The sequence below is a fragment of the Treponema denticola genome (assembly GCF_024181405.1).
In the GTDB taxonomy this organism is placed as follows: Bacteria; Spirochaetota; Spirochaetia; order Treponematales; family Treponemataceae; genus Treponema_B; species Treponema_B denticola_D.
Genome location: NZ_CP051302.1, coordinates 1536873 through 1561303 on the forward strand (window position 1 = coordinate 1536873; position 24431 = coordinate 1561303).

A 24431-nucleotide genomic window follows, 5' to 3' on the forward strand; every position below is an offset into this window, starting at 1 on the left:
GCAGCGCGGGTACAACCAGCGTAGCTTCGAGGTCAAAAGAGGGGGTTATAGGGGGAGAGTACAGCCAGCAGAGCTTCAAGGCTAAAACCTGCTCTGACTTGAAAAGCCCGTAAGGGAACGGGGTGTTTTCTCCCCCCTAATATCGTTACTTATTGATTCCTACCATGTTAAGAATAAAGGCATATTCGAAAGCTGTGTCTTTAATCATGTCATAGCGGCCTGTGGCTCCGCCGTGGCCGGACTCCATATTCATGTGGAGGATTAGAATATTATCTCCGGTTTTCTTTGCACGTAGCTTTGCCGTATATTTTGCAGGCTCATGGAAAAGAACTTGCGAATCGTTTAAGCCTCCGGTTACAAGAATGTGCGGGTAATTTTTTGCTTCGATATTATCGTAGGGAGAATATGAAAGCATGTAGTTATAATACTCTTCTTCGTTCGGGTTTCCCCACTCCTCATATTCGCCCGTTGTAAGGGGTAATGAATCGTCGAGCATGGTGGTAACGACATCTATAAAGGGAACGGCAGCAACAACCGAATGGAAAAGATCCGGCCTCATATTTGTAACGGCACCCATAAGAAGACCGCCCGCACTTCCGCCCATGATTGCGAGCTTATCGGAAGAAGTGTATTTTTGAGAAATCAGGTGCTCGGCACAGGCTATAAAATCGGTAAATGTATTTTTCTTTTTTAAAAGCTTCCCGTCCTCATACCACTTTTCTCCCATGTCGCTTCCGCCCCTGATTTGCGCAACAATATAAACAAAGCCCCTCTCGACGAGGCTGTAAACACTTGCACTAAAATAAACATCGGAGCTGGAGCCGTAGCTTCCGTAAGAATAAAGAAGAGCAGGTGCGGAGCCGTCCTTTACCAAACCTTTTTTGTAAACGGCAGCCATAGGCACCTTCACTCCGTCCTGAGCTTTTGCCCAAAACCTTTCTACAGTGTAATCATCGGGATTAAAACCTGATGGAACTTCCTGCTGTTTTAACAAGACCGATTTTCCCGTAAGTATATCGTAATCGTACACGCTGCTCGGGCGGTTTAAGGATGTGTAAATATAGCGGACCTTATCGGAAACATATTCCGGGTTTGCGCCCAAATAAGCCGTATAAACCGGTTCGGGGAAGGAAATATTTTTTACCTCGCCGTTTTTAAGCGATTTAATTTCAATCTCGATGAGGCCGTTTTTACGAAGCTCCAATACAAGGTAGGATTCAAATACGGACACATCCTCAATGCGTACATTTTCGTCATGAGCTCTTTCTTCCTTCCATGTAGATTTATCGGAATAGGAAGAACGAGGAGCGGAATAGATTTTGCCGTTTAAGTTTTGCTTGTCCTTGTAACGGATAAAAAACTTTTCCTTGTGCGGGTAAACGGAGTATTCGGTATCCTTAACGCGGGGAAGGAAGATTTTAAATTCTTCTTCAGGCTTATCGGCATAAATAAAACGCTCTTCGGAGGTAGTAGAACTTGAACTTGAAATAAAAATAAATTCCTTTGTCTTTGTTTCATGCACATAGCAAGAATATTTTACATCCTTTTCTTCGTAGACAAGAGTGCCTTTTTCTTCATCAAGTTTTTGGCGGAAGACCTTGCTTGAACGCAGGGTACTGTCGATTGCACTATAAAAAAGAGTTTTACTGTCGGATGCCCAAGCTGCGGTAACGGCTCCGTCATAGCTGAAGCCCATATCTTTTCCGGTTTCCAAATCGCGTATCTTTAAAATAAATTCCGCAAAGGAGCCTGTTTCGTTATAAAAATAGCAAGCCTTTTTATTGTCGGGGCTTACCACGTAATCGCTGAAAATAAAAGCCTGCTTTCCTTCGGCCATTTTGTTTACATCGAAGATGATTTCTTCAGCTGCATCAAGAGAGGCTTTTTTTCTGCAATAGGTTCTGTATTGCTTTCCCTTTTCGACACGGTTATAATAATAATAGCCGTTTTCAAAAACAGGATAGGTTTCATCATCTTCTTTTATGCGGCCTACAATTTCGTCATAAATAGATTTTTGCAGATCCTTTGAAGAAGCCGTTATCTTATCCGTATAAGCATTTTCGGCATTTAAGTAATCGATAACTTTTTTATCGGTCTTGTCTTTTAGCCAATAATAATTATCGATTCTTGTTTTCCCAAACTTTTCAAAACGTGTTTCTTTTATTTCCGCAACAGGCGGTTTTTCAAAATCGGATTGTTTCAATTTATTTCTCCTAAATTTTTGTAAGTATATTCGTAACTTGTATACTTTAACATACATTATAAAGATAAAAAAAATTATGTCTACAGGTAGATAATCAAAGCGCTGTTATGCTTGTCCTTAACCTCACCTTATGCTATAATGGCGCTCGGAGACTTAAAAATGGATTTTCCGAAAAAATTGCCGATAAAAAAAATTTTAAGAGCCTCGATACCGGCCTTTATTTCTTCCTTAATTGTTTTAGCTTTAATACTTTTTTTTACACCCGGCTTTCAAGTCGATTATTCTTTTACTCTTTATAGCTCCGACGGAAAACTTTTAGGTGCATCTGCTGCGAGTGACGGGCAATGGAGATTTCCTCAAACTTCAAAGCTGCCTGAAAAGTACAGGGAAGCCCTTCTAAGCTATGAAGATAAAAATTTTTATTTTCATTTTGGGATAGATCCTCTTTCGGTTTTTAGGGCGGCAGTTGAAAATATTTTAAAAGGAAAAATAGTTTCCGGAGCCTCTACAATTACGATGCAGACCTCCCGCCTTTCCGAAAAAAATCCGGTAAGAAGTTTTAAGCAAAAACTAAGAGAAAGTTTTTTATCTCTTTTTATGGAGCTTTCTTATTCCAAGAAAGACATATTGAATATTTACGCCTCCCATGCACCCTACGGCGGAAATGTTGTAGGCCTCGAAGCCGCTTCATGGCGGTATTTCGGAAGGGGGCCTGAAGATTTAACATGGGCGGAAGCCGCCTGCCTTGCAGTCCTTCCCAATCAGCCCTCTTTGGTTCGCCCGGGAAAAGAATCCGAAATCTTAAAAGAAAAGAGGGACAGGCTCTTGTACAATCTTTTTTTACAAAAAAAAATCGATAAGGAAACCTATGCTCTTTCCGTTACAGAACCCGTTCCCGATAAACCTAAGGCCATTCCTCAAAAGGCTTATCATTACCTTGAGTTTTTAAAAACAAAAAGCTCCAATCAAAAAAACATAAGCAGCCTGGATTATTCTTTACAGGAAATAGTTTTTGAAATTGCCGATCATCATTTTAAAAGAAATTTCTTAAGCGGTGTTTACAATACAGCCGTTTTAATTTTAGATACCGAAACGGGAAAAACTTTAGCCTATATAGGAAACACAGGTCTTCAAAGTCCGAATGCAAAAAACGAGCATGTCGATATGGTTCATGCAAGGCGGAGTTCGGGTAGCTTACTAAAACCATTTTTGTTTGCAGCAATGCTGGATGCGGGAATGATTTTACCGGATCAACTCCTCATAGATATTCCGACAAAGATAGCAGGCTACACACCTCAAAACAGTAACTACACATATTCGGGAGCGATTCCTGCCCGCAAGGCCCTTTCCTATTCTTTAAACATTCCGTTTATAAGAGCTTTGCGTGAATTTACAACACCCGCCTTTTTGGATATCTTAAAAAGGTCGGGCTTTACAACCTTTAACCGTTCGGCCGATGAGTACGGTCTTCCCCTGATTTTAGGAGGAGGAGAAATAAGTCTTTACGAAATTACAAACACTTATCGAAAGATGATGCTGAGAGCTCAAAACAAACTTGACGAAAAATTTCCTTTTTCGCCGGGAGCTTGCAGAATAACAATGGATGTGCTGACCGAAGGGAACAGGCCCGAAGAAGAAGCTATATGGCAGCTTTATGCACAAAATCAAAAAATTGCATGGAAGACCGGAACAAGTTACGGGAACAAGGATGCTTGGACTATAGGGATTACGCCTACATATTCCGTAGGCGTTTGGTGCGGGAACGCTTCGGGAGAAGGAAGGCCTGAAATTACAAGCACAAAACTGGCCGCTCCAATCCTCTTTGAAATTTTTAATATCTTGCCGAAATCGGACTGGCCCGAAAAAGAATTAAAGGATTTTGAATTTATAAAAGCTTGTGCAGACTCAGGTTACCCCGCAGGAGAATTTTGTAAAACTGCAAAGGCTGTTTTAAAACCCATAAATAGCCATACCCAAAATACATGCCCTTATTGTAAAAAGGTATCTTTAAGCCCCGACGGCAAGTTTCAAGTTAAGGCAAACGACATAAACGAATTACCTAAAATAGAAAACAGGTTTGTTCTTCCTGCTGCTGCAGAATATTTTTATAAACAGGGCCATCCGGAGTATAAGAGCCTCCCCCAATGGCTTCCCGAAAGTACGGCATCAAATGCAGGCGAGTTTGAAATTTTATTTCCCGAAGACGGAACCTCGGTTTATATTCCGACAGAACTTGACGGCTCTTTTGGAGCCTTGGTTGCAGAAGCCGCCCATAAAAATCCCGATGCAGTCATCTACTGGGATTTGGACGGAGAATATTTAGGAAGTACAAAATCCTATCATCAAATGAAGATTCAGCCCTTAGGGGCGCCCTTAAGGGCGGCCCTAAGGGGCAGACATGAGCTGACCCTTACGGACAACAGGGGAAATACCCGTAAAAGAATTTTTTATGTTCTAAATGAAAATTAGTCTTTAAGCATAACCTGTAACACAACTTCGTCGGTTTTGTGCATACCTTGGGCGGCAACAACACCGATGCCGGCTATGGTTTTTTCGATGTCATCCTTGACTATGCCGTCACCTCCTGCAAAGAAGTTTCCATCCATAGCAAGCTCGTGAGAAAAAAGAGCCGAGTCCAAGGCGGAGGCTATTTTGGCGGCACAGGACTGCTTGGCTCCGTCACAAAGGATTCCCGATACGGTACCCAGAGTATTTACTATTGTTCCGCATACCTGTTCATAAGAGCCGCCCTTCATATAGGTAATTGCAGCAGCACAGGCAGCTCCGGCAGTTACCGCACCGCAATAAGCAGAAAGTCTGCCTATTCCAGTCTTTTGGTGAATGGCTAAAAGATTACTTACAATCAAACAGCGGATCAGTTTTTCTTCGCTTAACTTATTTTCGCGGGCATATACAACTACGGGCACCGAAACGGCTAAGCCCTGATTTCCGCTTCCCGAATTGGTAATAACCGGATAAGAACAGCCGCACATACGGGCATCGGAGGCTGCTGCGACTTCACCTTCCGCTTGAACCTTAACAGAAAAATCATCACCCTTCTTCTGGTTATACTTTAAAATATTTTTCCCCGTTTCAATACCGTAGGAAGTTTTTAAACCGTCCTCTGAAACTCTCATATTATATTCAACCTGCCTCATAATGATTGGAGAAACCTCATCAACAGGGACAGTATCTGCAAATTCCAAAATATCTTTTACGTTTAAACAAGTTCTATCGGTTAAAGCACCTGCGGCAGACTCCAGGCTAAAAGGCTTTTCAAAAATAATTTCGTCATTCTTTTTTAAAAGTACGATATTTGTATGCTGGTGAATGAGCTCGGCAACTCCGGTATCTCCGTTTAATTTGCCTGTAATTCTTATGTGAAGGCTTGCAGGCGTATCCATTAGTTTAAGCTTGGTGCATGACTTGGCTAAATACTCATGAGCCAGCTTTACATGCTCTTCGGTAACATCGGCCAATACTTCCAAACCCTTATCTGCATTTCCACCGATAAGACCTATCAGGGCAGAAGCTTCCATTCCCTTCATTCCGCCGGTATTAGGTACAATAACCGACTTTGCATTTTTAATGATATTACCGCTGCTTTCAATTAAAATCTCATCGGGAATACCGCCCATGATTTTTCGTAAATTGGCAGCTGTGTAGGCAATAGCAATAGGCTCCGTGCATCCAAGGGCCGGAACCAATTCTTCTCTTAGAATTTGAACATATTTTTCTTTTTTTGCGTTATCTAAACTCATATCCTTTCTCCATATTAAAAAATAAACGGATTTACTATGTTATCCATTCAATAAAATTATGTCAACCGATTTAATTATTATTGTCAATTGTTTGGGCCAATCTAAAACCCAGAATATAACCCGGATTTACCGGAATAGCATAACCCCAAGATTTTACACGGGAAAAACTAAGACCATGCTTTACAGAACCGCTTTTTATAATTCTATATCTGGCTCCTTCTTTATTGATAGGGTCAATAAACTGACCGGTTTTTCTTTGATTATACCGATCAAAACACCACTCCCAGCAATTCCCGGACATATCATAGAGCCCTAACCTATTGGGCTTTTTTTGCCCTATGGGATGAATATCTATAATTTCGCCTGATGAACCTACATTAAATAGAGAGCTATTATCTCTATACCAAACATATTCTCCGGCATTTTCAATGTCATCGGTTCCTGCAAATCCGAAATTCCAATCAGCGGCCTCTACATCTCCGCCTCTGGCAGCAAATTCCCATTCAGCCTCAGTCGGCAAACGATAGCCGTTATTTTTCATACGAACATCGGGATTTTCGCTCTTTGTAACATCTAAAGCATTGCGTAAAACCTTACCGTCATAGTAATAAACCGGATCCAAGCCTTCTTTTTCGCTTAAAGCATTACACCAAATAATAGCATCGCTCCACGACATTTTTGTTACAGGATAGACGCCTGCCTTTACCGTATTATAAGGCTTTCCCATTTCTTCTGCCTTTTCCTTCAACTCTTTAATTTCATACATTTCGTCAGGATCTGCCGAATGTCCCATATAAATACCCGGCTGGCCTAAAGATTGGAACTGATATTCATGCCCGCTTTCTTTGATAATCCACTCATAGACCTCATTCCAAAATGAATAGGAAACTTCATACTTTCCGATCTTATAAGGGCTTAAAGTAACTTTTCTTCCGGAGGTAAAAAAACCTTCCGAACCTTCGCCTTCGATAATTACAGGTTTTTCAATGACGGTGATCATTGTTTTAAAATTTTCGATTGAATCATAAGGATAATTTACAACCTTCCGTCTGGTCGTAAATAAAATTCCGCCTATCAAAATAACTGAAAATAAAAAATAAAAGAAATTTTCATTTTTATAAGTTTTAGGATTTTTAATAGCCTTGAAGATATTCTTTATACACCCCATACATTCCCCATAAATAAAAATTTATAAGATGTTTTATACCATATTAGAGCAAAAAAATCAATAAAATAGATTTTAAAAATAAAAGAAATTTCAAATTCTTAACTTTGTATCTTTTTTTCGATTGAAAATTTTATTTTTATGGATTATACTATTTTTATGGGGGAGAATTTATGCAGACAATTTATCAAACAATGAGCGACGGATCGGCTGTTGCGGTTCATCAATGGCTTCCTAAAAAAAAGCCTAAGGCTGTAATTCATATAGTTCACGGAATGGCTGAGCACGCTTTAAGATATGCAGACTTTGCCGAAGAGGCTTGCACAAGGGGGTTTACGGTGTTTGCATCGGACCATCGAGGTCACGGTAAAACTTGCGGAAAAATAATGCTTAAAGGTTATCTTGCAGATAAAGACGGCTTTAGACGGGTAGTAGAAGATCAAAAAGAAATCAATGATGAAATTCAAAAAATTTATCAGGATATTCCGATTATAATACTCGGCCATTCATTCGGGTCTTTTATAACTCAAAACTATATAGAAAACTACGGAAAAACCGTAAAAGCTGCTATCTTAGTAGGAAGTGCAGGCCCAAACCCTATGCTGAAAATCGCAGGTATTGCAGCCGGCTTAAATAAACTCTTTTCAGGGAGAAAAAAGCCATCCAAATTTATGGATAAACTGAGTTTTGGAGCCTATAATAAGACGGTTGATTCCCCCAAAACAAATTTTGACTGGCTTTCAAGAGATGAAAAAGAGGTTAAAAAATATATTGATGATGAATTTTGCGGCTTTACGTGTACTGTAGGTTTTTACCAAGACCTGATTAAAGGATTAAAACAAACACACACGAGTACCGAAATGGTAAAGATTCCAAATGAGCTCCCCATCCTCATTACTTCAGGCGATAGGGATCCTGTTTCAAACCTAGGTAAGAGCGTAAAAAAGCTATATGATATTTACAAGGCCAATGGTATAAGCGACCTTAACTTAAAGCTCTATGAAGGAGCCCGCCATGAAATCTTAAACGAAACCAATAAGGAAGAAGTTAAGGCCGATATCTTTGAATGGATAGAAAAAAGGCTATAATATAAGCCCGATTAAACTTGTTCTTCAGATTTTGCCTTTGTTTTTCGCAAATTATGTTTTTGAATGTACTCTTGAGTCCTTTTATAGTCCTTCCTTGCAAGAACCAAATACTTGGGTGCAAGCCCCGCCCCTCCGGCCATCTCGTATCTATCTATAATGGCTTTAAGCATATCATCGGCTTCAAGCCATTTTTTTTGACTTATATAGATATGAGCTATCTCATATTCCGCAGCTGTTCTGGTAGAGGCGTCAGTTCCGTATCTTTTTATTACTATTTTATAATATTCAAGGGCATTTCTTAAAGAGCCGTTATCAAGTTCTGCTTGAGCCCTTTGGTTTAATTCAATGGGGGTAAGATTTGCAGGAACAGTTTCATCAGTCGGAAGACTGGAACAAGAAAAAAACAAAGAAATTGCAGCCGTTAAAATTAGTAAATTAAAGCCATAGGATTTTGTCTTAATTTTTTTTGTCATTTTATTCTCCAAATTTTATTTAAACCGTATTTTTAATACATTCTAAACAAACAATATTAAAAAAAGTATCATCATTTAAAATGAACTTGCTGCAAGCGTTTATTCACGGATTACCGTAATCTCAACACGGCGGTTTTTTGCCATATTTGTCTCATTATTACTGGGGGCCGCGGGCCTTGTGCTTCCATAGCCGGCTGTCATTATCCTTGAGCGGTCAATTCCCCGTTTTGAAATTTCGTCTGCGATTCTTTCCGCCCTTTGTACCGAAAGAATTTTTTCGTCCTCAGGCCTATTAAGGTCAGCCGTGTGGCCTTCAATTAAAAATTTTGTATAAGGTCCAAGCTTCAAAAGAGCTTCGGCAATTACGTCTATTTTACCCATCTCTTCAGGAAGAACATCGGGCATATCCGCAACAAACCGTATATCATACATTATTATTTTAACTATGTTTTTGGGATTGGATAGTTCAATTCCTTTTTCTTTATGCTTTTCAAGCAAGAGTTCAATATCATGATATGCAAAGTAATAGTTTTCATCGGGCGGAGTAAAGGGCTCGGTAACATGGAGCATATCTTCATCGCAGATTATGACTACCCGCCCTTCCTGTAAAAGTTTTAAATTTTCAGGCTTTGACAAAATACGGCTGCTATCCTCCATCGAAATAATCGGATCGGTTCTGTTTTGGCCGAAAACGCCTCTCGCTATTATACGCAAGGGCTCGGTACCTACATATTCCCTATACAGCGCTTCATTAAGGCTTGAAGAATATAACACTATCCCCAGTTTTTTTGCTATTTTAGGATCTACCATGTTCTTTTCATATATGGTAGACATATCGGTGTTCCAAACTTTCGGAAAAATACAGGGCTGAAGTTTTTCCTTTGTATATTCTCCGTGCACAGGCAGCAAACCTCTGGCATCTATTAAAATCCCCGTATACACCTTGCTGACAGTCGTGCTTGGAGGAATCGATGGAACATAGGGCGTATTGTGCTTGATAAACAGCTTTGCAATTTCATGCAGTTCAGTACTTGTTTTTATCAAGGCATTGGACATATCATTTGAAAAATGAGGATTTTTATAATTCCCTTTTTCAATTATCTTATTTATGGTGTTTAAGTTTACTTTTTCTTCAGCAAGATAGTTTCCCAAGCGGTGGGAAGAGTCAACTATAACGGAAAGATAAATATCCTTTAAAAGGGAAGGCATGTATTTTTCTATTGTGTTAAAAGCCGCATCCCTATCACTTGGAAGATAAAAACCGCTTTTATTCATATCAAGTTTTATTAAGGATTCGATTGTGCCCTTTTCCCAATTTTGAACGGAAGAGGATTGAAGGACAGGCTCATAGGCATTTAAGGCAAAACTAAAAAGAAAAAAAAACAAAAAAAAGCTGCTTAAGCCTTTGGCATTTTTTAAAACCGTGTTTTTATTTAAAAATTTATTCATTTGCTTTATCTCCGCTTATCAGTTTATTATCGGCACCTTTAGTTTTTGACCTAAGGAAAGCACCGAATTTACCTCTATGCCGTTTTTTTCGGCGAGGGTTTCAACTTGGACATCATATTTTAAGGCTATGGACCACAAGGTGTCACCCTTTTTAATTACATATGTATCCTTAAATTCTAGATTTTGATCGTCATTTTTACGCCTATACGAATTTACGGTTTTTAAAGCCGGTATTTTAAGTACCTGCCCTATCTTAAGAGCAGAAGCATTAATGCCGGGATTATAGTTCATAATCGACTTGATGCTTACGCCATAGTGTTTTGACAAGGCATAAAGAGTATCGCCGGATCTTATCTTATAACTGTAATATTTTATAAGAAGGGTGTTTTTTTCAAGCAAATCTTGAACAGCCTCTTTATATTCCAAGGGAATGCGCAAATTATATTTTAGATTGGGCGGAGTAATATTAAATTTCAAAGAAGGATTAAGAGCCGAAAAAAGGTCCGTATCAGCCTTAACTTTTTCGGCAAGCAAAATAACATCAATAGAGCGTTTTATCGGAATAATCTCTGTGGCTTCATAATCAAGAGCATCTCCCCAATCAATACCGTATTTTTCGCTATTCATAAGAATTTCCGCAATAGCTAAAAATTTAGCAACATAGAGAGAGGTTTCCGTCTTTAAGAATTTTTTTTCGGCCAGATACCAATAGTTTCGGCTTCCAGCCTTCTTTATAGCCTTATCCAAAGCCCCTACCCCGCAATTATAAGCCGCAAGAGCTAAATACCAGTCATTATAATAATTATAATTCCATCTAAGTTTTTTTACGGCTGCAGTGCTGGTCTTCCATGGATCCCGCCTTTCATCAATCCATTCATCGATATGAATATCATAGCCGCCTATACTGTTCCGCATAAATTGCCAAATACCTACGGCCCCCGATTTTGACACAGCCTTAGGCGAAAACCCCGACTCTATAACCGGTAAAAATAATAGTTCGGGAGGGAGATTTTCTCTGCGCAATTCTTCAATAATAAAATTGCGGTAAGGGCTCGACCTTTTCATAATCGCTTCCAAATACCTTAAACCGTTTTCATTCAGATACTGATTTCTAAACTTTTCAATTAGAGGATATTTTGAAGACACAATAACCGTACCGTGAAGCGATTTTTGGCGGTTATAAGAGAGATTCGATTTATTAAGCTGCCTAAGTTTTACGGATTCGTCCTTTGTAAAATTTAAAGAGGCTGCGTGAATTAAATCAAAACCTAAAAAAACAAAGACTATAAAAAAAATCCGAGTCTTCACTAAATTTTTTCTCCGTAGTAAATACCTGCCCATTCCCATCTTCCGTGAATTTCAGGATCTGCCGGGAAGTTTACTTTTCTAAAGTACAGGTACCATATTCTTGAATATTGATTCCAGCCCGAAGTTTTAAGATAGGCCTCGTGGGGTGTAGAAGAAGGATCAATTTCAGGCTCTATTTTTATATAAGTTCCGTACATAAAATTTCTTAAAGAAAAATCTTGAGAACCGTAAATGTCTGAAAGTTCCTGTTTCCACGCCATAGAAAAAAAGTTTACCTTTGAACGGTAACGCTCCAAGGTATCATAGTCCTTCCTCTGAATTGCCGACTTAATAACGGACAAAAGCTCATCAAGACTTTCCATTGTCCAGCTCTTTGTTGAAGAGCTGTAGTCTACGATTTTTCGGGCATAGCCGTAATTATCCGGGATGCCCGGGATAATCAAATCAAAACGGCCGAGGCCTATAAATTTTGAATAGCTTTGAATGGCCAAATTCCATTCTCCGAGCTTTTCGTAATTTTGTGCAAGCATAAAATAGGAATAAGCAGGATCAATGCTGTCATAAAAGTTGGAAAGCAAAAGAGAATAGTACTCTACAAGGCGTTTAGGATCATTCGTTATATTTATCAAATTTTTTAAACTTAAATATTGAATCGACTTTCCCGAAATTTCCATATCCTTATCAAGTTTTATAACTCTTTCAAAAAAATAGGCAGCCGGTTCATTCATTTTTTGTTCCATATATTCGTTTGCCAGCATTAAAAGCCAATAACCTTTATAAGTGTCATCAGGATCGTTTTCTACAAGAGAACTTAAAAAGACAATCAAAAGTTTATTTTTCTTTTTAACCTTGAGATTTTTTGCTATTCTATCCTTAACGGCAAAGCTCATTTCCTTGCTTTCCGTCTTTTTTAATACTTCAATAAGAGTTTTTTGCTCGTCTTTTAAGTTATCCATGTCATCATATAAGTAAAGATCAGGATCTTGTTTACAGCTTATAAAAATAAGACAAAGCATAAACATCAAAATAAATTTATTTTTCATTTGCTTATAATATCATTTTCTCCCTAAAAGTACAATAAGGACTTAAAACCTTGTATCAAGAGGTCTTTGTTTTAAGGCCTTAGCTAAAAGGCTGTCCAAAAGATTTGAAAATTTTTGAATCTCTTTTTTTCCGAAAGAGTTTGTTTTTTCGGGAGCAAGGCCGTTGGCCTGCAGCTCATACATAAAATTCCGTGCAGATAGATAGGTATTTATGTTGTCGCGGGTAAAAATCGTCCCCCTGTCATTTATCACATAAAGCCCCTTATCTACCAAAAGCTTCGCCAAGGGAATATCCCTCGTTATAGCCAAATCGCCCTCAACCGAGTTTTCGGTTATGTAGAGGTCGGCAGCCTGCTCGGTGTTTTCGGTAACAACCATGCTTGCACCCTTAGGTATGGGTATTTCCCTGTTTGCCGCAAAGATTACGGGCAGCTTTAGACGTTCTCCGGCCTTAGCCGTAATTTGTCTTATTCTTACAGGGCATGAATCGGCATCTACCCAGATTTTCATATTACCTCATTGATTTTTTCGATCATCCTCATAGCGGATTTTTCCATGTCACAGGCCTTTTGGATAAGCTCTTGTGAATTTTGCCCTGAAAATTCTTCCTTGTACAGCTCATCGGTAACCAAAATACCTGTAAGAATGGCAAGTTTTAAAGGGTCGGAAACCTTAGAAGTTTGCTTCACTTGGTCTAAAACATTTAGATAGTGATTGTAAATTCGGCTTAGGTATTCATCGGTTTCATTGGCTTGAATGGCAAAGGAAGTTCCCAATACGTCGATATTTAATTGTCCTTTGCTCATTTTACCTAAAATATATCCATCTGTTTACTTGCATCGGAGGATTGTCCCAGTACATCATCAAGGTCTTTTTGAAGATTACCGGAAACGGGTTCTTCCGAAACAGGATCTGCAGCGGGAGCTTGTTGTGAAGAGGTTTTAGGAGAAGGCGTAGAAAAAGGCTCCGGTTTAGATCCGGCTGAAACAGGGGCTGCGGTTTCAAATTCAGAGGCCGAAGGCCTCGTTTCATGTTTTTTTGTATAAGAGGCATCTTCAAACGCACTTAATTGGTTAAGTGCGTTGATTATTCCTTCCTCGATCTTAGATTGGTCATCCTTAAAAACTATTATAAGCTTCTCCAATTCGGAAATTCGTCTATCTCTAGCTTCAATTTCCTTTTTTAGAGCATCTTTTTCGGTATGAAGGCTTTTTATCATCTGTACAGCTCTTTCTACCTTGTTTTCAAGGAGCCTTACCTGATCGAGATTGAGCATATCAGACTCCTAAGGCCTTTTTTGAAGCTTCCACAACAGCCTTAAAAGCGGTAGGATCTTCGATAGCCATGTTTGAAAGGGCCTTTCTGTTTAATTGGATTCCGGCCTTGTTCATTCCGGCAATAAAGCGAGAATAGGTAATACCCTCAGCTCTAACGGCTGCATTGATACGGGTAATCCATATCTGCCTCATATCGCTTTTTTTATCTTTTCGTCCTACATAGCTGTGAAGCAAGGCCTTTCGAACTGCATCGCGGGCAGCCTTAAAATTGGTACCGCGGCGGCCTCTAAAGCCCTTGGCTTGCTTTAATATAGCTTTTCTTCTTGTAATTCTTCTATCACTACTTGTTGATCTTGACATTATAAACTCCTGACTTCTATTTCAAATAAATTAACCGTAGGGTAATAGCTGCTTGCGCATCTTCATGCTGTCAGCCTCTGAAAGAATGGCCGATTTCTTAAGACGGCGTACCCGTTTTTGAGATTTTTTAGTCATAATATGACCCTTGTTCATCTGCTTGTATTTTACCTTACCGCTTGCAGTAAGAGAAAATCTTTTTTTAGCAGCTCTTTTACTCTTCATCTTAGGCATAAGTACCTCCAAAATTTATTATAAGCTTATTTTTTTTGTTTTGGACTCAATGTCATAGACATTGTCCGTCCTTCCATAGCAGGTTTTTTCTCGAGGGTACAGGCTTCTTCACCCCCCAGTTTTTCCAAAACCTTGTTTAAAACTTCATAACCGAGCTCAGTATGAGCAAGTTCGCGTCCCCAAAAACGCACGGTTACCTTTACTTTATCGCCGCCGTCAAGAAATTTTTTAATATGCGAGGATTTAAACTCAAGATCATGGTCGTGTATCTTAGGCTGCATTCTGATTTCTCTCATCATCTGCTGCTTTTGATTTTTCTTGGAGTCACGGAGCTTTTTCTCCATTTGAAATCGATATTTACCGTAATCTATTATTTTGCAAACCGGAGGCTTCGCGGTAGGTGCAACTTCAACAAGGTCAAGTCCGGCTTCTGCGGCCATTTTTACAGCCTCAATAGTGGGAACAATACCCGCTTGTTCTCCATTAACCCCGATTAACCTAACCTCTCTCACGCGGATTTGATCATTTATCCGCAAACCTTTTACTTCAGCCAACGATTCTCCTTCTGCACCCTTTCCTATCGGTGCGATATAATAAAATTTAGGGTTCATTATATCGAAAATAAAAAAAATAGTCAAGGCTAGGACGACGAAAAACTATATTGACAAAGTTGTAATTTTCGGTTAATATGTCGCCCATGTCTAACAATATGATATGCTTAAATTCGGAAATAAAAAGCGGAATCTTTTATACCGAAAAATCAAACGAGTTTACAGCTCTGGCAGAGCAAATAAGAGTCTACACTTCAAAAAAACGGACTATCTTGGATCCGAGAACAATAGTGTTTTTGAACATTATGCTTTCACTCATAACTACGATTTCTTCGTCTATTTCTGCAAATATTTTTATTTTTTTGGTGTCTTTGGGCATTGTATGCCTTTTTAAGATGTACAAAAAGGCAGTAAAATATATCTTCATATTCTTTTTAGCGCTCGCTCTTCCTTTTGCGATAAAAGCCCTGTCCGGCTTTCCCATACAGTTTTTGATTAACTCCGTTTCTCTTATTGCCATGGGTGTGCAAAAATTTTTACCCTTCCTTATGGCGGCAATGGTAATTTTTAACAAGGTGGATACAAAAAGCCTCGTAAGCTCTCTAAACAAAATGAAGCTCCCAAAGGGAATAATGCTCGGCTTTACGGTTGCTGTACGTTTTTTGCCTACCATAAAAAAAGAGATGACCATAATCACAAACAGCATGAAAATGAGAGGAATCGAAATAGGAACAAAAAATATCTTTTTTCATCCGATCCAAAGTCTGGAGTACGCCCTCGTTCCGGTTCTTTTTAGAGCAACCTCGCTTGCAGACGACATGACTGCTGCAGCCCTCGTAAAAGGAGCCGAATCCCCAAAAACTTCAGCAGAGCTTTTTAAAATCAAATTCGGAATAATCGATTATGTCTTTGCCCTATCATCCATTTTTGTTGTCGGTGCCGCAATCATATTCGACTTCGATTCCGTATTTATGAGGCTCTTTTAAAGGACGATAAAATGAATACGGCAGTAGAATTAAAAGATGTTTCTTTTATATATGAATCCTCAAAAGACGGAAGAGCAAATTTAAAAAAGACTTCTCTTAATATCAAAAAAGGAGAATTCTTACTTGTTACGGGCATAAGCGGCTGCGGAAAATCTACGCTGACAAAATGCATCAACGGCCTTATTCCTCGGTTTTACGAAGGAGAATTTTCAGGTTCCGTTTTTATCAATGAAAAAGATATTTCGAATTTCAGCATAGATGAAATTTCAAAAGATATAGGCTCGGTTTTTCAGTCTCCTAAGAGTCAGTTTTTTACAGATGACGTAATTTCGGAGCTCAGTTTTCCTTGCGAAAACTACGGAATTTCCCGCGATGAAATTATAGAAAGGATTGCCGAAGTTTGTTCCATTTTACATATCGAAAATCTTTTAACCGAAAAACTTGAGAGTCTCTCGAACGGGCAAAAACAAAAAATAGCTATTGCCTCGATTTTAACCTTAAGGCCTAAGATTATAGTCCTTGATGAACCCTCGTCCAATCTGGATTTTAACTCTATCCTTATCCTGTCCGATATTTTAAAAATTTTAAAACAAAGAGGCTTTACCATAATCATAGCGGAGCACCGCCTTCATTATCTAAAGGATCTTTTTGACAGAGTTATCTATATAAATGAAGGAAGTATACAAAGCGAATATAGCCGAGATGAATTTTTAGCCCTTACAAATACGGAGTTAAATTCTAAAGGCTTAAGAAGTTTACATCTTTTTACAAATGAAAATGAAGCGGAACCCATCGGCCATGAACCTAATAAATTTAACTCCGATACGGAAGCCGAAAAAATATGCAGCCTTTCGGATATTTCGTTTTCGTTTAAAGACGGAACCGAAATTTTAAACTCGGTTAACTTAGACCTTTACAAAAACGACATTGCCGCCCTTACCGGAAAAAACGGAGCGGGAAAAACAACTCTCGCAAAAATCATATCGGGTATTTACCGCCAATCTGCCGGAAGCATTAAATTCGAAGAAAAAATTTTAAACGAAAAGGAAAGAGTGAGCCGCACAAATTTTGTTCTTCAAGATGTTGAATATCAGCTTTTCGGTGCCGATGTTTTTTCAGAGCTTTTGATAGGAAACAAACAGCTTGAAAACGTAAACGAAAAAATAGAAAAAGCTTTAAAGAAGCTCAACCTTTACGATTATAAAGATGAGCATCCCTTTTCTCTTTCGATGGGACAAAAACAGAGGCTTATAATTGCTGCGACCTATGTTAGAGGCTGCCCGCTTACAATTCTTGATGAACCGACAAGCGGCTTGGATTACGGAAACATGGTCAGGGTGGGAGAACTTATCGAAGAGATAGCCGAGACTTCGGCAGTGCTTATAATAACTCATGATTTTGAATTTATCTCGAAGATATGCAACAGGTTAATTCTTCTAAAGAATAAAAAAATAGCCTTAGATTCAAGGCTTGAAAAAAACGATAAAAAACTGGAAAGTATTTTTTCCACATATTTATAAATTATGGAGGACTTTATGGAAAAGTCAAACAAATTTAAAACAAAGGATTTTGTTTTTATCGGAATAATGACCGTAGTTTATATTGCGGTCTTTATGGTCATAGGTTTTGTTACTGCGGCAATAAATCCCTTTTTACATGCCTTTTCGCCTGCTATCACCGGGCTTGTCGTCGGAACAATTTATTTGTTTTTGGCTATCAAGGTTCCCAAATTCGGTGTCTTTACGATCAGCCAGCTTTTACTCATTATGATTGTTTTGATTTTGGGAATGGGATATCTTCCATGGCTGATAGGTATGTTTATCGGAGCCTTGCTGGGCGACATAGCAGCCAATACCTCAAAGTATAAGAACAAGTATACGATAGCCATTGCAAGCGGCTTTATATGCTTGGGAAGTGCTTCAGGAGGCGTTATTCCGGTCCTCTTCTTTGTAGAGCATTATAAAAAATTCTGCTTTGAAAGAATGCAGATGAATGAAGCTCAGGTGGAACAAAGCATTGCAGCAAGCGCAGGATACCTCGGAGTCATTATCCTGATTGTGACATTTGTCTTGGGCTTTGCAGGAGTTCTTATAGGCTCCAAAATATTAGGAAAACATTTTAAAAATTCCGGAATAAAATAAGGCAAAGGTCAAACACCAAATTCAAATGTCAATTAAATAAACCGCGGCGGACGCAAAGAGCACAAGAGAAATTTAAAGATAATAATACTACGGCATCCTCAAATTTCTTTGCACTATTTACCAAGTTGTGCGGAAGCTCAACTCTCTCTGCGGTTTATTTATCAATCAGCCAATCTTTAATAGTGCGTTTTCCTTGTAGTACTCATAAGACCGGTAAACATAATAATAAGCATCAAACAAGCTCTTGACGATTCCCGTTTTTTTAAATATAATTTTTCTCAATAAAAAAACACGAGGAAAGTTATGTACATCAAAAAACTTATCGGAAAAAAATGTTATCTTGCCCCAATGAGGATTGAAGATGCGGAAAAATATGCTGTCTGGGCAAACGATCAGGAAGTGTCTGAATATCTTAACTTTGCTTCTTCGATTATAAGCCTTGAAGCCGAGCGCATTATAATCGATAGGATTTCAAAAGAGCATAATTACGCAATAGTAGATTCCGAGACAGATGAGCTTATAGGAAATATGGGGCTTATGAGTATCAATCATATAAATAGAACGGCTGAGCTCGGTATCTTTATAGGTAACAAGGCCTACTGGTCAAAGGGATACGGTACCGAGGCTATGCGCCTTCTCATAAACTATGCCTATCAAAAACTAAACCTACACAATATAACCTTAAATGTATATTCTTATAATGAAAGAGCTGTTAAGGCTTACGAAAAGGTTGGCTTTAAAAAAATAGGAGCAAGAAGAGGAGCTCTAATCCGTAATCGTAAAATGCACGACATAATCTTAATGGATATTATCCCTGAGGACTTTTACGCAAAGCATCCTGAGTTTGAAATAGTTTGATCTATAGATTGATTTATCGGAAAAACTTCTTAGAATAAGAGGCTATGAAAAAGCAAAAATTAAGCGGAGCTGAAGGCTTTGAAAGCTATTATCTTTCGATTTTTGGGGAAAGATGGCAGGGCTTAAAAGCCGCCCTTTTAGAAGAAAAGAAGCCGGAAGCTTACAGCGAAAACCTCATACAAAACTACTATTTGGATTATGCAAGCATTCAGGCGGCAAGAGCCACGCCTGTCCTTGAAGAAGGAAGCTGCCTAGACATGTGTGCCGCCCCCGGAGGGAAAACCTTAGTCCTTTTAAGCAGGATTAAAGAGAATGCCGAAATACAGGCAAACGAACTTTCTGCCGATAGACGGAACAGGCTTATAAGGGTTCTTGATGAACATTTAAGCGAAGAAACTCGAAAACGGATAAAGGTTTCTTCCTATGATGCTTCCCGAATGCCCCGCTACGGCCAAGAACTTTATGATAGAATTTTACTGGATGCCCCCTGCTCTTCCGAGAGGCATGTGCTCCAAAACGAAAAATACCTGAAACAGTGGACTGAAGCCCGCATAAAAAATTTAAGCCAAAGACAGTGGGCTCTTTTATCGGCGGCCTTTTTGCTTCTTAAGCCTAAGGGTTTTTTAGTTTATTCGACCTGTGCCCTCGCCGATGAAGAAAACGATTTTTTAATCGAAAAGCTTATAAAAAAGTATAAAGAAAAAGTAAGGCTTGAAGACAAGCTCGATAGCCTAGGCCCCATTTCCCCCGAAAAAACAAGATACGGATTCCGCTTTCTTCCCGATAAGGCGGATGGAACCGGGCCTATTTATTTTTCTCTTATTCAAAAGAATTAAGCTCATCTTCTATCCCGCGAAATTAAAATTAAGCGCAATAAGTTTGCCATAGCTGTGAGGGCTGAGGCCACATAAGTTAAGGCTGCAGCCGATAAAACTTTTTTTGCACCCTTAAGTTCTTCTTGGTTTAAAACGGCATTGTGTTCCAAGACTTTTAGAGCACGCCTTGAAGCGTCGATTTCAACAGGAAGGGTTATAAGATAGAATAAGACTGCACAAGCAAAAAGGATAATGCCTATGTTAAGAAGCAAATTCATTCTAAAGATAATACCTGCAAGAGCTAAATAGGGGCCGGCCGTTGAACCTATGTTTGCAACCGGCACCAAGGTGCTGCGTAAGACCAAGGGGCCGTATTTTTCCTTATCCTGAATGGCATGTCCGGTTTCGTGGGCAGCGACTCCTACAGCTGCTATCGAGGTCTTATCGTATACCGGATCAGACAAGCGTAAAACCTTGTGAGAGGGATCATAGTGGTCGCTTAAACTCCCCCCGATTCTTTGGATGCTTACATCAGAAATGGAATTTGATCTAAGCAGAAGAGCGGCAGCTTCCTTACCCGATATCTTCCTCATGGTCTGCACTTGGGAATATTTTGAAAAGGCAGACTTTACCTTAAATTGTGCATACAAGGATAAGAGCAAGGTCGGAACAACCAAAACCAAATAATAATAATCGAAATACATAAACACCTCCAAAAAATTTAGAATTTAACCTTGACTTAGAATTTGACCTCAACGAAGATGGGGTCTCTTACACAAAGTAACTCGGATAGGGGAATATCCACGGTTCCCTTATTTCCGTCTTTAGAAGAATAACCGAATGGCGTAATCTTGATGCTTTTAATTTTTTTAGGACAGGTAATAGAAACATGAAACTTCGATTTTTTTAGATCGGAGGCCAGCTTGTCTCCATAGGCAGCCTTAATAAGCTCTTCATATTCCGCAGTTCCTATAGGCTCACCCGTTATGGCCGGGGCCATTAACAGTTCTATATATTCCCTGTCGTCCTCGGAAAGCAAATTTACAAATTCTTTTATATTGTCGGGGCCTATACTCAAGGACAAAAGACCTGTCTTCATATCGGTTTTTACAAAAGAGCTTTCACTATCCATGTCCTTATTCATGATTTTTATTTTTGCATTTATACCCGCTATCGAATTGGTAGTCATGTTTAAAACTTTGATTCCCTTAGATTCGAGCTGCTGTTTTATTTCCTCAGTATTAAAGATAGAAGGGCTTTTAACCTTTTCTTCTTCGGTAAACTGAGCCGCATTTTCGAGAAGGGCATCTATTGTTTTCCCTGTTTGAATATCCAAGGTTACGACAACATCTCCCGATGCCTGAACAAAGACATCGGCTTTTGGAGCACATGCCGTCAAAGCAAGACCTACAATCAACACAAGCATAATGGTTTTAATATATTTCATTTTCACTTCTCCTATTTATTTATACCATATATAGATATAAAGTACAATAAAGTCAAAAAGTTTCAAAAGAAAAATAGGGTTTGCTTCATTTACAATACTAATTTACCATGCTATAATTTAAAAGTAAACACGTTTTTGGAGGAAAGAATGACAGCTTTTTATATAATTGCAGGATTGCTTGCGGTTTTCGGTATTTTAATTCATAAGTTTAAATTCTATTTTTTGATTGCAGGTTATAATATGATGAGCAAAGAGGAAAAAGAAGAATATAATGCCTCTTCCATAGGCAAACATGTAGGGCTTTGCCTCTATTTTCTTTCAGGCCTTTCCTTGACAGTAGGCCTTCTTTTCCGGTTTTTTCAAATGTCCAAGCAAACCGAAAAACTTGTAATAGCAGTATATGTAATTTTTACAATGATTACAGTTTCAATCCTCTTGATAAAAGAAAATAAAAAAAGACTAAACGAAGTTATCCCCTTTATTGTGTTTATAAATATTGTTATTCTGATTATTTTAGCTCTAGTTATTTTTATGGGGTAAACGCTATTTGAGCGCCATAAAAACTTGTTGAATTGTTTGAGATGTTCTTTAAATGTAAAGAAGAATTCGCAGAAAGAGGAAGATGGGGATTCTTTTTCTCAATCTTCTTGGCCTGCGTCTTCCTTAACATTATAGTTTAATGCAGAGTGTAGCTATATAGTCATTTCCATAACGTGATAATCTATTTCTTTTGTCACACGATTCATAAAAATCTATCATAGCGAGACCATTTTTAAGTTGTCCTCTAATCTGAGTTTCTAAGGTATGGCTAAATTCATATCCATATTCCGGATTTATGGTTATCTTGCCTTCCTCTTCAAGCTCTTTTGAATTAAAAGGTATTGAAAACTTTAAAAGTAATTCCTCATCGGGTTTGTCCCATACAATGTCAGCATCATACATGTATATCCAAGGATTCATAAATCCGACCATTAACAGTCCACCCTTTTTCAATACTCGAGAGGCTTCTTTATACATGTTTTCTAAATCTTCTATATATACATTTGAAACCGGATTAAAAATAATATCAAAAGTTTCATTTTCAAATGGAAATGGTTTTGTCATATCGCCTTGAACTGTGTTGATTTTTAAGCCTTCTCTTTTAGCAACCATATCATCTCTTTGTAATTGTGATTTAGAAAAATCCATTATGGTTACATCATAACCTTTTATAGCAAAAACCAGCCCCTGCTGTCCACCACCACAAGCTAAACCTAATATCTTTTTTCCGTTGGCTTTTTCAAACCATTCTTTCGGAACTTTTTTCCCAACAGTTAATGCAACAGAAATTGAATTATTTCTAACTTCTTCTAATTCTTCATGTGTCAATGGCTCAGTATAGTCATTTTTTACATTATTCCATCTATCTTCATTTAATTTTATATAATTGTTCATCTTATAATCTCCTCGTAATTTTATACTATTTCGATTTAAGTTGGATGTGTTGCCATTACATTTTTCTCACCTCTACAAATTCTAATTTGTTTTACTCGATGTTTGTAATATTATACCATTTTTTTAGCCAATTTGTACAGGTCTAATTCTTGCTTCTTTCCTGTGATAGTTCTCTGTTTTCTTGTTGCAATTTCTCTACTCTCTATGATTTTTAAGATTGATTTCATCTTTATTTCTTTGACTTGTTATTAGCTGATAAAATTCATCTTTGGTTAGATTTTTACTTTCTGTAAAGATACTTTCAAAGACTGCCCCTTTTTCATATATCCTTTTATCTCTCTTTTTTCGTTCTTCCTGTTTCTGCTGACTGATGAGCTTTTTCCTTTTGTTTTGTAACTGCTTGATTTCTTCATCTGCCATTAAGATTTTTTCTTCAATGTTTTTCATTTTCTCGTTTCCTCCCTTTCTAATTTTGAGTAAAGAAAAACAGTAAACCTTTTTTGATTTACTGTTCCTGTGGTAATTTTTATTAAGTTGTTAGTTCTACAAACTGGGATTTATCGAGCCGAATTTATCCACTGCTTTAGTTCCTCCGATAAGCGCTCATCAACTTCAATCCTCGTCTGCTTACACTCTTTAGGATACTGCTTTGCCTCCTTAAAAGCCATGCTGATAAACAGCCCGGAACCCACAGGAAGAATGCCTGTTAACATGGTCTGCGGAAAAATAAAATGCGTTCCATGTTCATAGGTCATGAGAACTACACTGTTATCCGCGTCCCTTTCTTTCAGCCTGTTTTCCATTCTACGAATGTATTTACAGGTATCCCAAAGTACATCATCCTCCGCACCAATCAGCAGAATGCGACCCTTTATATTCTCCACCTTTATTTTCTCGGCTTCCTGCACGGGATGCCTTTTCTCCGATTCATCGAACAAATCGCGACTGGCAACCATCGCGCCACGCCGTTTGGTTTCCTCAGATATTTTCTGCCAGTATTCCGGATGGCGATACGCATAGGGCAGATAAGGAAGCGGCTTACCGTGATATGAAACAGATGACTCTCCGTCTCCCGGACGTTCGTGAGCCCCGTCTTTCCCATCCTGATAAAAACCTTCCATCACAAAATCAGAAGGAGAAATGGCTATCGTAAGCGTTATTTCCGAAAAGTATGACGCTGCGACAAGCGCAAGCATACCAGTTGTCGAGGCACCCATAATACCGATTTCTTCATTGCCCATCGTCTTCAGAAATGCAAGTGCCTTCTCAAAACGTTCGAGTGGATAGTTATGGTGACCGTAATCTTTTGGGGCCGGTGACATTGTGAGGACGTTCAGACCTTTCTTTTGAAGCCATTTGACGCCACCCTTTGCCATCATGTCTTTTGTATCATCACCAAGCATGGCAATCATGCAATATTTACTGCCGTTCGGATTCGGCCAGTATACGCCGTTATATCCATCTTTCTCTATTGTTTTGATTTCTTTCTTCATGGGAAAGTTTCTCCTCTTCAACTTCAAATTTGTTTATCTATATTGACTAATATTATAGCATTTTTTTCGATATTTTTCTACTGTCATATTTCTCTACTCACTACTATTTACCCTTTGAATGTATAACTTTGAACATTTTATCTTGAAATGTTTCCTTACTCTTTTTATCAAAATATATCTCTGTTACAAAGGTCTTTCCATTTATCTTTTTTGTAAGAATGCCATCAGGCTTTTGATGTTCTTCTGTCTGTATTTCTTTAATATCTGTTTTCTCATTTTCTGCCATTTAGTTCCTCCTTTCGACTTGCACAAAAAAAGATTTCCTGTGATTAGGAAACCTCTTTTGCG

27 protein-coding genes are annotated in these 24431 nt (G+C 38.5%); 8 read left to right on the plus strand and 19 right to left on the minus strand.

Annotation, left to right across the window (positions count from 1 at the left end; genetic code table 11):
• Positions 1–145 precede the first annotated feature (145 nt).
• Complete coding sequence (locus tag HGJ18_RS07315) at positions 146–2203, minus strand: S9 family peptidase (protein WP_253695350.1); 2058 nt, start codon at positions 2201–2203, stop codon at positions 146–148.
• Positions 2204–2362: 159 nt separating this feature from the next.
• On the opposite strand from HGJ18_RS07315, the gene pbpC reads away from it, so the two are divergent.
• Positions 2363–4672 carry a penicillin-binding protein 1C gene (pbpC, locus tag HGJ18_RS07320; RefSeq protein WP_253695351.1) on the plus strand — a complete coding sequence of 770 codons (2310 nt, stop codon included), beginning with the start codon at positions 2363–2365 and terminating at the stop codon, positions 4670–4672.
• On the opposite strand, the gene HGJ18_RS07325 is transcribed toward pbpC, so the two are convergent.
• Entirely contained in the window at positions 4669–5964 is a 1296-nt protein-coding gene (locus tag HGJ18_RS07325) for an L-cysteine desulfidase family protein (RefSeq protein WP_253695352.1), read from the minus strand. The two genes, pbpC and HGJ18_RS07325, sit on opposite strands and share 4 nt — an antisense overlap.
• Before the next feature lie 70 nt (positions 5965–6034).
• Complete coding sequence (locus HGJ18_RS07330; RefSeq protein ID WP_253695353.1) at positions 6035–7132, minus strand: formylglycine-generating enzyme family protein; 1098 nt, start codon at positions 7130–7132, stop codon at positions 6035–6037.
• 170 nt (positions 7133–7302) lie between these two features.
• Here HGJ18_RS07330 and HGJ18_RS07335 point away from each other — a divergent pair, with 170 nt between their 5' ends.
• Positions 7303–8217 carry an alpha/beta hydrolase gene (locus HGJ18_RS07335; RefSeq protein WP_253695354.1) on the plus strand — a complete coding sequence of 305 codons (915 nt, stop codon included), beginning with the start codon at positions 7303–7305 and terminating at the stop codon, positions 8215–8217.
• Positions 8218–8228: 11 nt separating this feature from the next.
• Here HGJ18_RS07335 and HGJ18_RS07340 read toward each other — a convergent pair whose 3' ends face one another.
• From HGJ18_RS07340 to infC, 10 genes are all read right to left on the minus strand, one after another.
• Positions 8229–8690, minus strand: coding sequence for an outer membrane protein assembly factor BamD (locus tag HGJ18_RS07340; protein ID WP_253695355.1), 462 nt, complete (start codon positions 8688–8690; stop codon positions 8229–8231).
• A gap of 99 nt (positions 8691–8789) precedes the next feature.
• Complete coding sequence (locus tag HGJ18_RS07345) at positions 8790–10139, minus strand: OmpA family protein (RefSeq protein WP_253695356.1); 1350 nt, start codon at positions 10137–10139, stop codon at positions 8790–8792.
• A gap of 18 nt (positions 10140–10157) precedes the next feature.
• Positions 10158–11447 (minus strand): transglycosylase SLT domain-containing protein, encoded by a 1290-nt coding sequence (locus tag HGJ18_RS07350; RefSeq protein ID WP_002688578.1) that lies wholly within the window; start codon positions 11445–11447, stop codon positions 10158–10160.
• Positions 11447–12490, minus strand: a complete 1044-nt coding sequence (locus HGJ18_RS07355) for a tetratricopeptide repeat protein (protein ID WP_253695357.1) — start codon at positions 12488–12490, stop codon at positions 11447–11449. Before HGJ18_RS07355 ends, HGJ18_RS07350 begins: the two co-directional genes overlap by 1 nt.
• A gap of 42 nt (positions 12491–12532) precedes the next feature.
• The gene (locus HGJ18_RS07360) at positions 12533–13000 is read right to left on the minus strand and encodes a YaiI/YqxD family protein (RefSeq protein WP_002668141.1); all 468 of its coding nucleotides are present in this window, start codon (positions 12998–13000) and stop codon (positions 12533–12535) included.
• Positions 12997–13296 carry a cell division protein ZapA gene (zapA, locus tag HGJ18_RS07365; protein WP_002668137.1) on the minus strand — a complete coding sequence of 100 codons (300 nt, stop codon included), beginning with the start codon at positions 13294–13296 and terminating at the stop codon, positions 12997–12999. Before zapA ends, HGJ18_RS07360 begins: the two co-directional genes overlap by 4 nt.
• A 5-nt stretch (positions 13297–13301) precedes the next feature.
• Positions 13302–13766 carry a hypothetical protein gene (locus HGJ18_RS07370; protein ID WP_253695358.1) on the minus strand — a complete coding sequence of 155 codons (465 nt, stop codon included), beginning with the start codon at positions 13764–13766 and terminating at the stop codon, positions 13302–13304.
• Between the two features lies 1 nt (position 13767).
• Positions 13768–14127 (minus strand): 50S ribosomal protein L20, encoded by a 360-nt coding sequence (rplT, locus tag HGJ18_RS07375; protein WP_002668132.1) that lies wholly within the window; start codon positions 14125–14127, stop codon positions 13768–13770.
• 30 nt (positions 14128–14157) lie between these two features.
• Entirely contained in the window at positions 14158–14358 is a 201-nt protein-coding gene (gene rpmI, locus HGJ18_RS07380; protein WP_002668131.1) for a 50S ribosomal protein L35, read from the minus strand.
• Positions 14359–14384: 26 nt separating this feature from the next.
• Entirely contained in the window at positions 14385–14969 is a 585-nt protein-coding gene (infC, locus tag HGJ18_RS07385; protein ID WP_002668127.1) for a translation initiation factor IF-3, read from the minus strand.
• A gap of 77 nt (positions 14970–15046) precedes the next feature.
• Here infC and HGJ18_RS07390 point away from each other — a divergent pair, with 77 nt between their 5' ends.
• The 5 genes from HGJ18_RS07390 to HGJ18_RS07410 all read left to right on the plus strand — a co-directional run bounded on the left by HGJ18_RS07390 (position 15047) and on the right by HGJ18_RS07410 (position 19730).
• Positions 15047–15895: an energy-coupling factor transporter transmembrane component T gene (locus tag HGJ18_RS07390; RefSeq protein ID WP_366792897.1), complete on the plus strand. Its 849-nt coding sequence runs from the start codon at positions 15047–15049 to the stop codon at positions 15893–15895.
• Positions 15896–15906: 11 nt separating this feature from the next.
• Positions 15907–17415 carry an ABC transporter ATP-binding protein gene (locus HGJ18_RS07395; RefSeq protein WP_253695360.1) on the plus strand — a complete coding sequence of 503 codons (1509 nt, stop codon included), beginning with the start codon at positions 15907–15909 and terminating at the stop codon, positions 17413–17415.
• Positions 17416–17430: 15 nt separating this feature from the next.
• Positions 17431–18036: an MptD family putative ECF transporter S component gene (locus HGJ18_RS07400; RefSeq protein WP_010689908.1), complete on the plus strand. Its 606-nt coding sequence runs from the start codon at positions 17431–17433 to the stop codon at positions 18034–18036.
• A gap of 303 nt (positions 18037–18339) precedes the next feature.
• Complete coding sequence (locus HGJ18_RS07405) at positions 18340–18894, plus strand: GNAT family N-acetyltransferase (RefSeq protein ID WP_253695361.1); 555 nt, start codon at positions 18340–18342, stop codon at positions 18892–18894.
• 44 nt (positions 18895–18938) lie between these two features.
• Positions 18939–19730: a class I SAM-dependent methyltransferase gene (locus tag HGJ18_RS07410; protein WP_253695362.1), complete on the plus strand. Its 792-nt coding sequence runs from the start codon at positions 18939–18941 to the stop codon at positions 19728–19730.
• A 2-nt stretch (positions 19731–19732) separates the two neighbouring features.
• On the opposite strand, the gene HGJ18_RS07415 is transcribed toward HGJ18_RS07410, so the two are convergent.
• A complete protein-coding gene (locus tag HGJ18_RS07415) occupies positions 19733–20413 on the minus strand; it encodes a zinc metallopeptidase (protein WP_253695363.1) in 681 nt (226 codons plus the stop codon).
• Between the two features lie 35 nt (positions 20414–20448).
• Entirely contained in the window at positions 20449–21156 is a 708-nt protein-coding gene (locus HGJ18_RS07420) for a hypothetical protein (RefSeq protein ID WP_253695364.1), read from the minus strand.
• A 147-nt stretch (positions 21157–21303) separates the two neighbouring features.
• On the opposite strand from HGJ18_RS07420, the gene HGJ18_RS07425 reads away from it, so the two are divergent.
• The gene (locus HGJ18_RS07425; RefSeq protein WP_253695365.1) at positions 21304–21696 is read left to right on the plus strand and encodes a DUF3784 domain-containing protein; all 393 of its coding nucleotides are present in this window, start codon (positions 21304–21306) and stop codon (positions 21694–21696) included.
• A gap of 129 nt (positions 21697–21825) precedes the next feature.
• Here HGJ18_RS07425 and HGJ18_RS07430 read toward each other — a convergent pair whose 3' ends face one another.
• The 4 genes from HGJ18_RS07430 to HGJ18_RS07445 all read right to left on the minus strand — a co-directional run bounded on the left by HGJ18_RS07430 (position 21826) and on the right by HGJ18_RS07445 (position 24369).
• On the minus strand, positions 21826–22590 hold the full coding sequence (locus tag HGJ18_RS07430; protein ID WP_253695366.1) for a class I SAM-dependent methyltransferase: 765 nt from the start codon (positions 22588–22590) through the stop codon (positions 21826–21828).
• A 195-nt stretch (positions 22591–22785) separates the two neighbouring features.
• On the minus strand, positions 22786–23037 hold the full coding sequence (locus HGJ18_RS07435) for a DUF3847 domain-containing protein (RefSeq protein ID WP_002680014.1): 252 nt from the start codon (positions 23035–23037) through the stop codon (positions 22786–22788).
• A gap of 110 nt (positions 23038–23147) precedes the next feature.
• Entirely contained in the window at positions 23148–24083 is a 936-nt protein-coding gene (locus HGJ18_RS07440; protein WP_002680020.1) for an acyl-CoA thioester hydrolase/BAAT C-terminal domain-containing protein, read from the minus strand.
• A 103-nt stretch (positions 24084–24186) separates the two neighbouring features.
• Positions 24187–24369: a transposon-encoded TnpW family protein gene (locus tag HGJ18_RS07445; protein ID WP_002680022.1), complete on the minus strand. Its 183-nt coding sequence runs from the start codon at positions 24367–24369 to the stop codon at positions 24187–24189.
• Positions 24370–24431: the final 62 nt, after the last annotated feature.

Coding starts and splice junctions, on each gene's coding strand:
- pbpC (WP_253695351.1), top strand. CDS start 2,363: ATGGATTTTCCGAAAAAATTGCCGATAAAAAAAATTTTAAGAGCCTCG.
- HGJ18_RS07325 (WP_253695352.1), bottom strand. CDS start 5,964: ATGAGTTTAGATAACGCAAAAAAAGAAAAATATGTTCAAATTCTAAGA.
- HGJ18_RS07330 (WP_253695353.1), bottom strand. CDS start 7,132: ATGGGGTGTATAAAGAATATCTTCAAGGCTATTAAAAATCCTAAAACT.
- HGJ18_RS07335 (WP_253695354.1), top strand. CDS start 7,303: ATGCAGACAATTTATCAAACAATGAGCGACGGATCGGCTGTTGCGGTT.
- HGJ18_RS07340 (WP_253695355.1), bottom strand. CDS start 8,690: ATGACAAAAAAAATTAAGACAAAATCCTATGGCTTTAATTTACTAATT.
- HGJ18_RS07345 (WP_253695356.1), bottom strand. CDS start 10,139: ATGAATAAATTTTTAAATAAAAACACGGTTTTAAAAAATGCCAAAGGC.
- HGJ18_RS07355 (WP_253695357.1), bottom strand. CDS start 12,490: ATGAAAAATAAATTTATTTTGATGTTTATGCTTTGTCTTATTTTTATA.
- HGJ18_RS07360 (WP_002668141.1), bottom strand. CDS start 13,000: ATGAAAATCTGGGTAGATGCCGATTCATGCCCTGTAAGAATAAGACAA.
- zapA (WP_002668137.1), bottom strand. CDS start 13,296: ATGAGCAAAGGACAATTAAATATCGACGTATTGGGAACTTCCTTTGCC.
- HGJ18_RS07370 (WP_253695358.1), bottom strand. CDS start 13,766: ATGCTCAATCTCGATCAGGTAAGGCTCCTTGAAAACAAGGTAGAAAGA.
- rplT (WP_002668132.1), bottom strand. CDS start 14,127: ATGTCAAGATCAACAAGTAGTGATAGAAGAATTACAAGAAGAAAAGCT.
- rpmI (WP_002668131.1), bottom strand. CDS start 14,358: ATGCCTAAGATGAAGAGTAAAAGAGCTGCTAAAAAAAGATTTTCTCTT.
- infC (WP_002668127.1), bottom strand. CDS start 14,969: ATGAACCCTAAATTTTATTATATCGCACCGATAGGAAAGGGTGCAGAA.
- HGJ18_RS07390 (WP_366792897.1), top strand. CDS start 15,047: ATGTCGCCCATGTCTAACAATATGATATGCTTAAATTCGGAAATAAAA.
- HGJ18_RS07395 (WP_253695360.1), top strand. CDS start 15,907: ATGAATACGGCAGTAGAATTAAAAGATGTTTCTTTTATATATGAATCC.
- HGJ18_RS07400 (WP_010689908.1), top strand. CDS start 17,431: ATGGAAAAGTCAAACAAATTTAAAACAAAGGATTTTGTTTTTATCGGA.
- HGJ18_RS07405 (WP_253695361.1), top strand. CDS start 18,340: ATGTACATCAAAAAACTTATCGGAAAAAAATGTTATCTTGCCCCAATG.
- HGJ18_RS07410 (WP_253695362.1), top strand. CDS start 18,939: ATGAAAAAGCAAAAATTAAGCGGAGCTGAAGGCTTTGAAAGCTATTAT.
- HGJ18_RS07415 (WP_253695363.1), bottom strand. CDS start 20,413: ATGTATTTCGATTATTATTATTTGGTTTTGGTTGTTCCGACCTTGCTC.
- HGJ18_RS07420 (WP_253695364.1), bottom strand. CDS start 21,156: ATGAAATATATTAAAACCATTATGCTTGTGTTGATTGTAGGTCTTGCT.
- HGJ18_RS07425 (WP_253695365.1), top strand. CDS start 21,304: ATGACAGCTTTTTATATAATTGCAGGATTGCTTGCGGTTTTCGGTATT.
- HGJ18_RS07430 (WP_253695366.1), bottom strand. CDS start 22,590: ATGAACAATTATATAAAATTAAATGAAGATAGATGGAATAATGTAAAA.
- HGJ18_RS07435 (WP_002680014.1), bottom strand. CDS start 23,037: ATGAAAAACATTGAAGAAAAAATCTTAATGGCAGATGAAGAAATCAAG.
- HGJ18_RS07440 (WP_002680020.1), bottom strand. CDS start 24,083: ATGAAGAAAGAAATCAAAACAATAGAGAAAGATGGATATAACGGCGTA.
- HGJ18_RS07445 (WP_002680022.1), bottom strand. CDS start 24,369: ATGGCAGAAAATGAGAAAACAGATATTAAAGAAATACAGACAGAAGAA.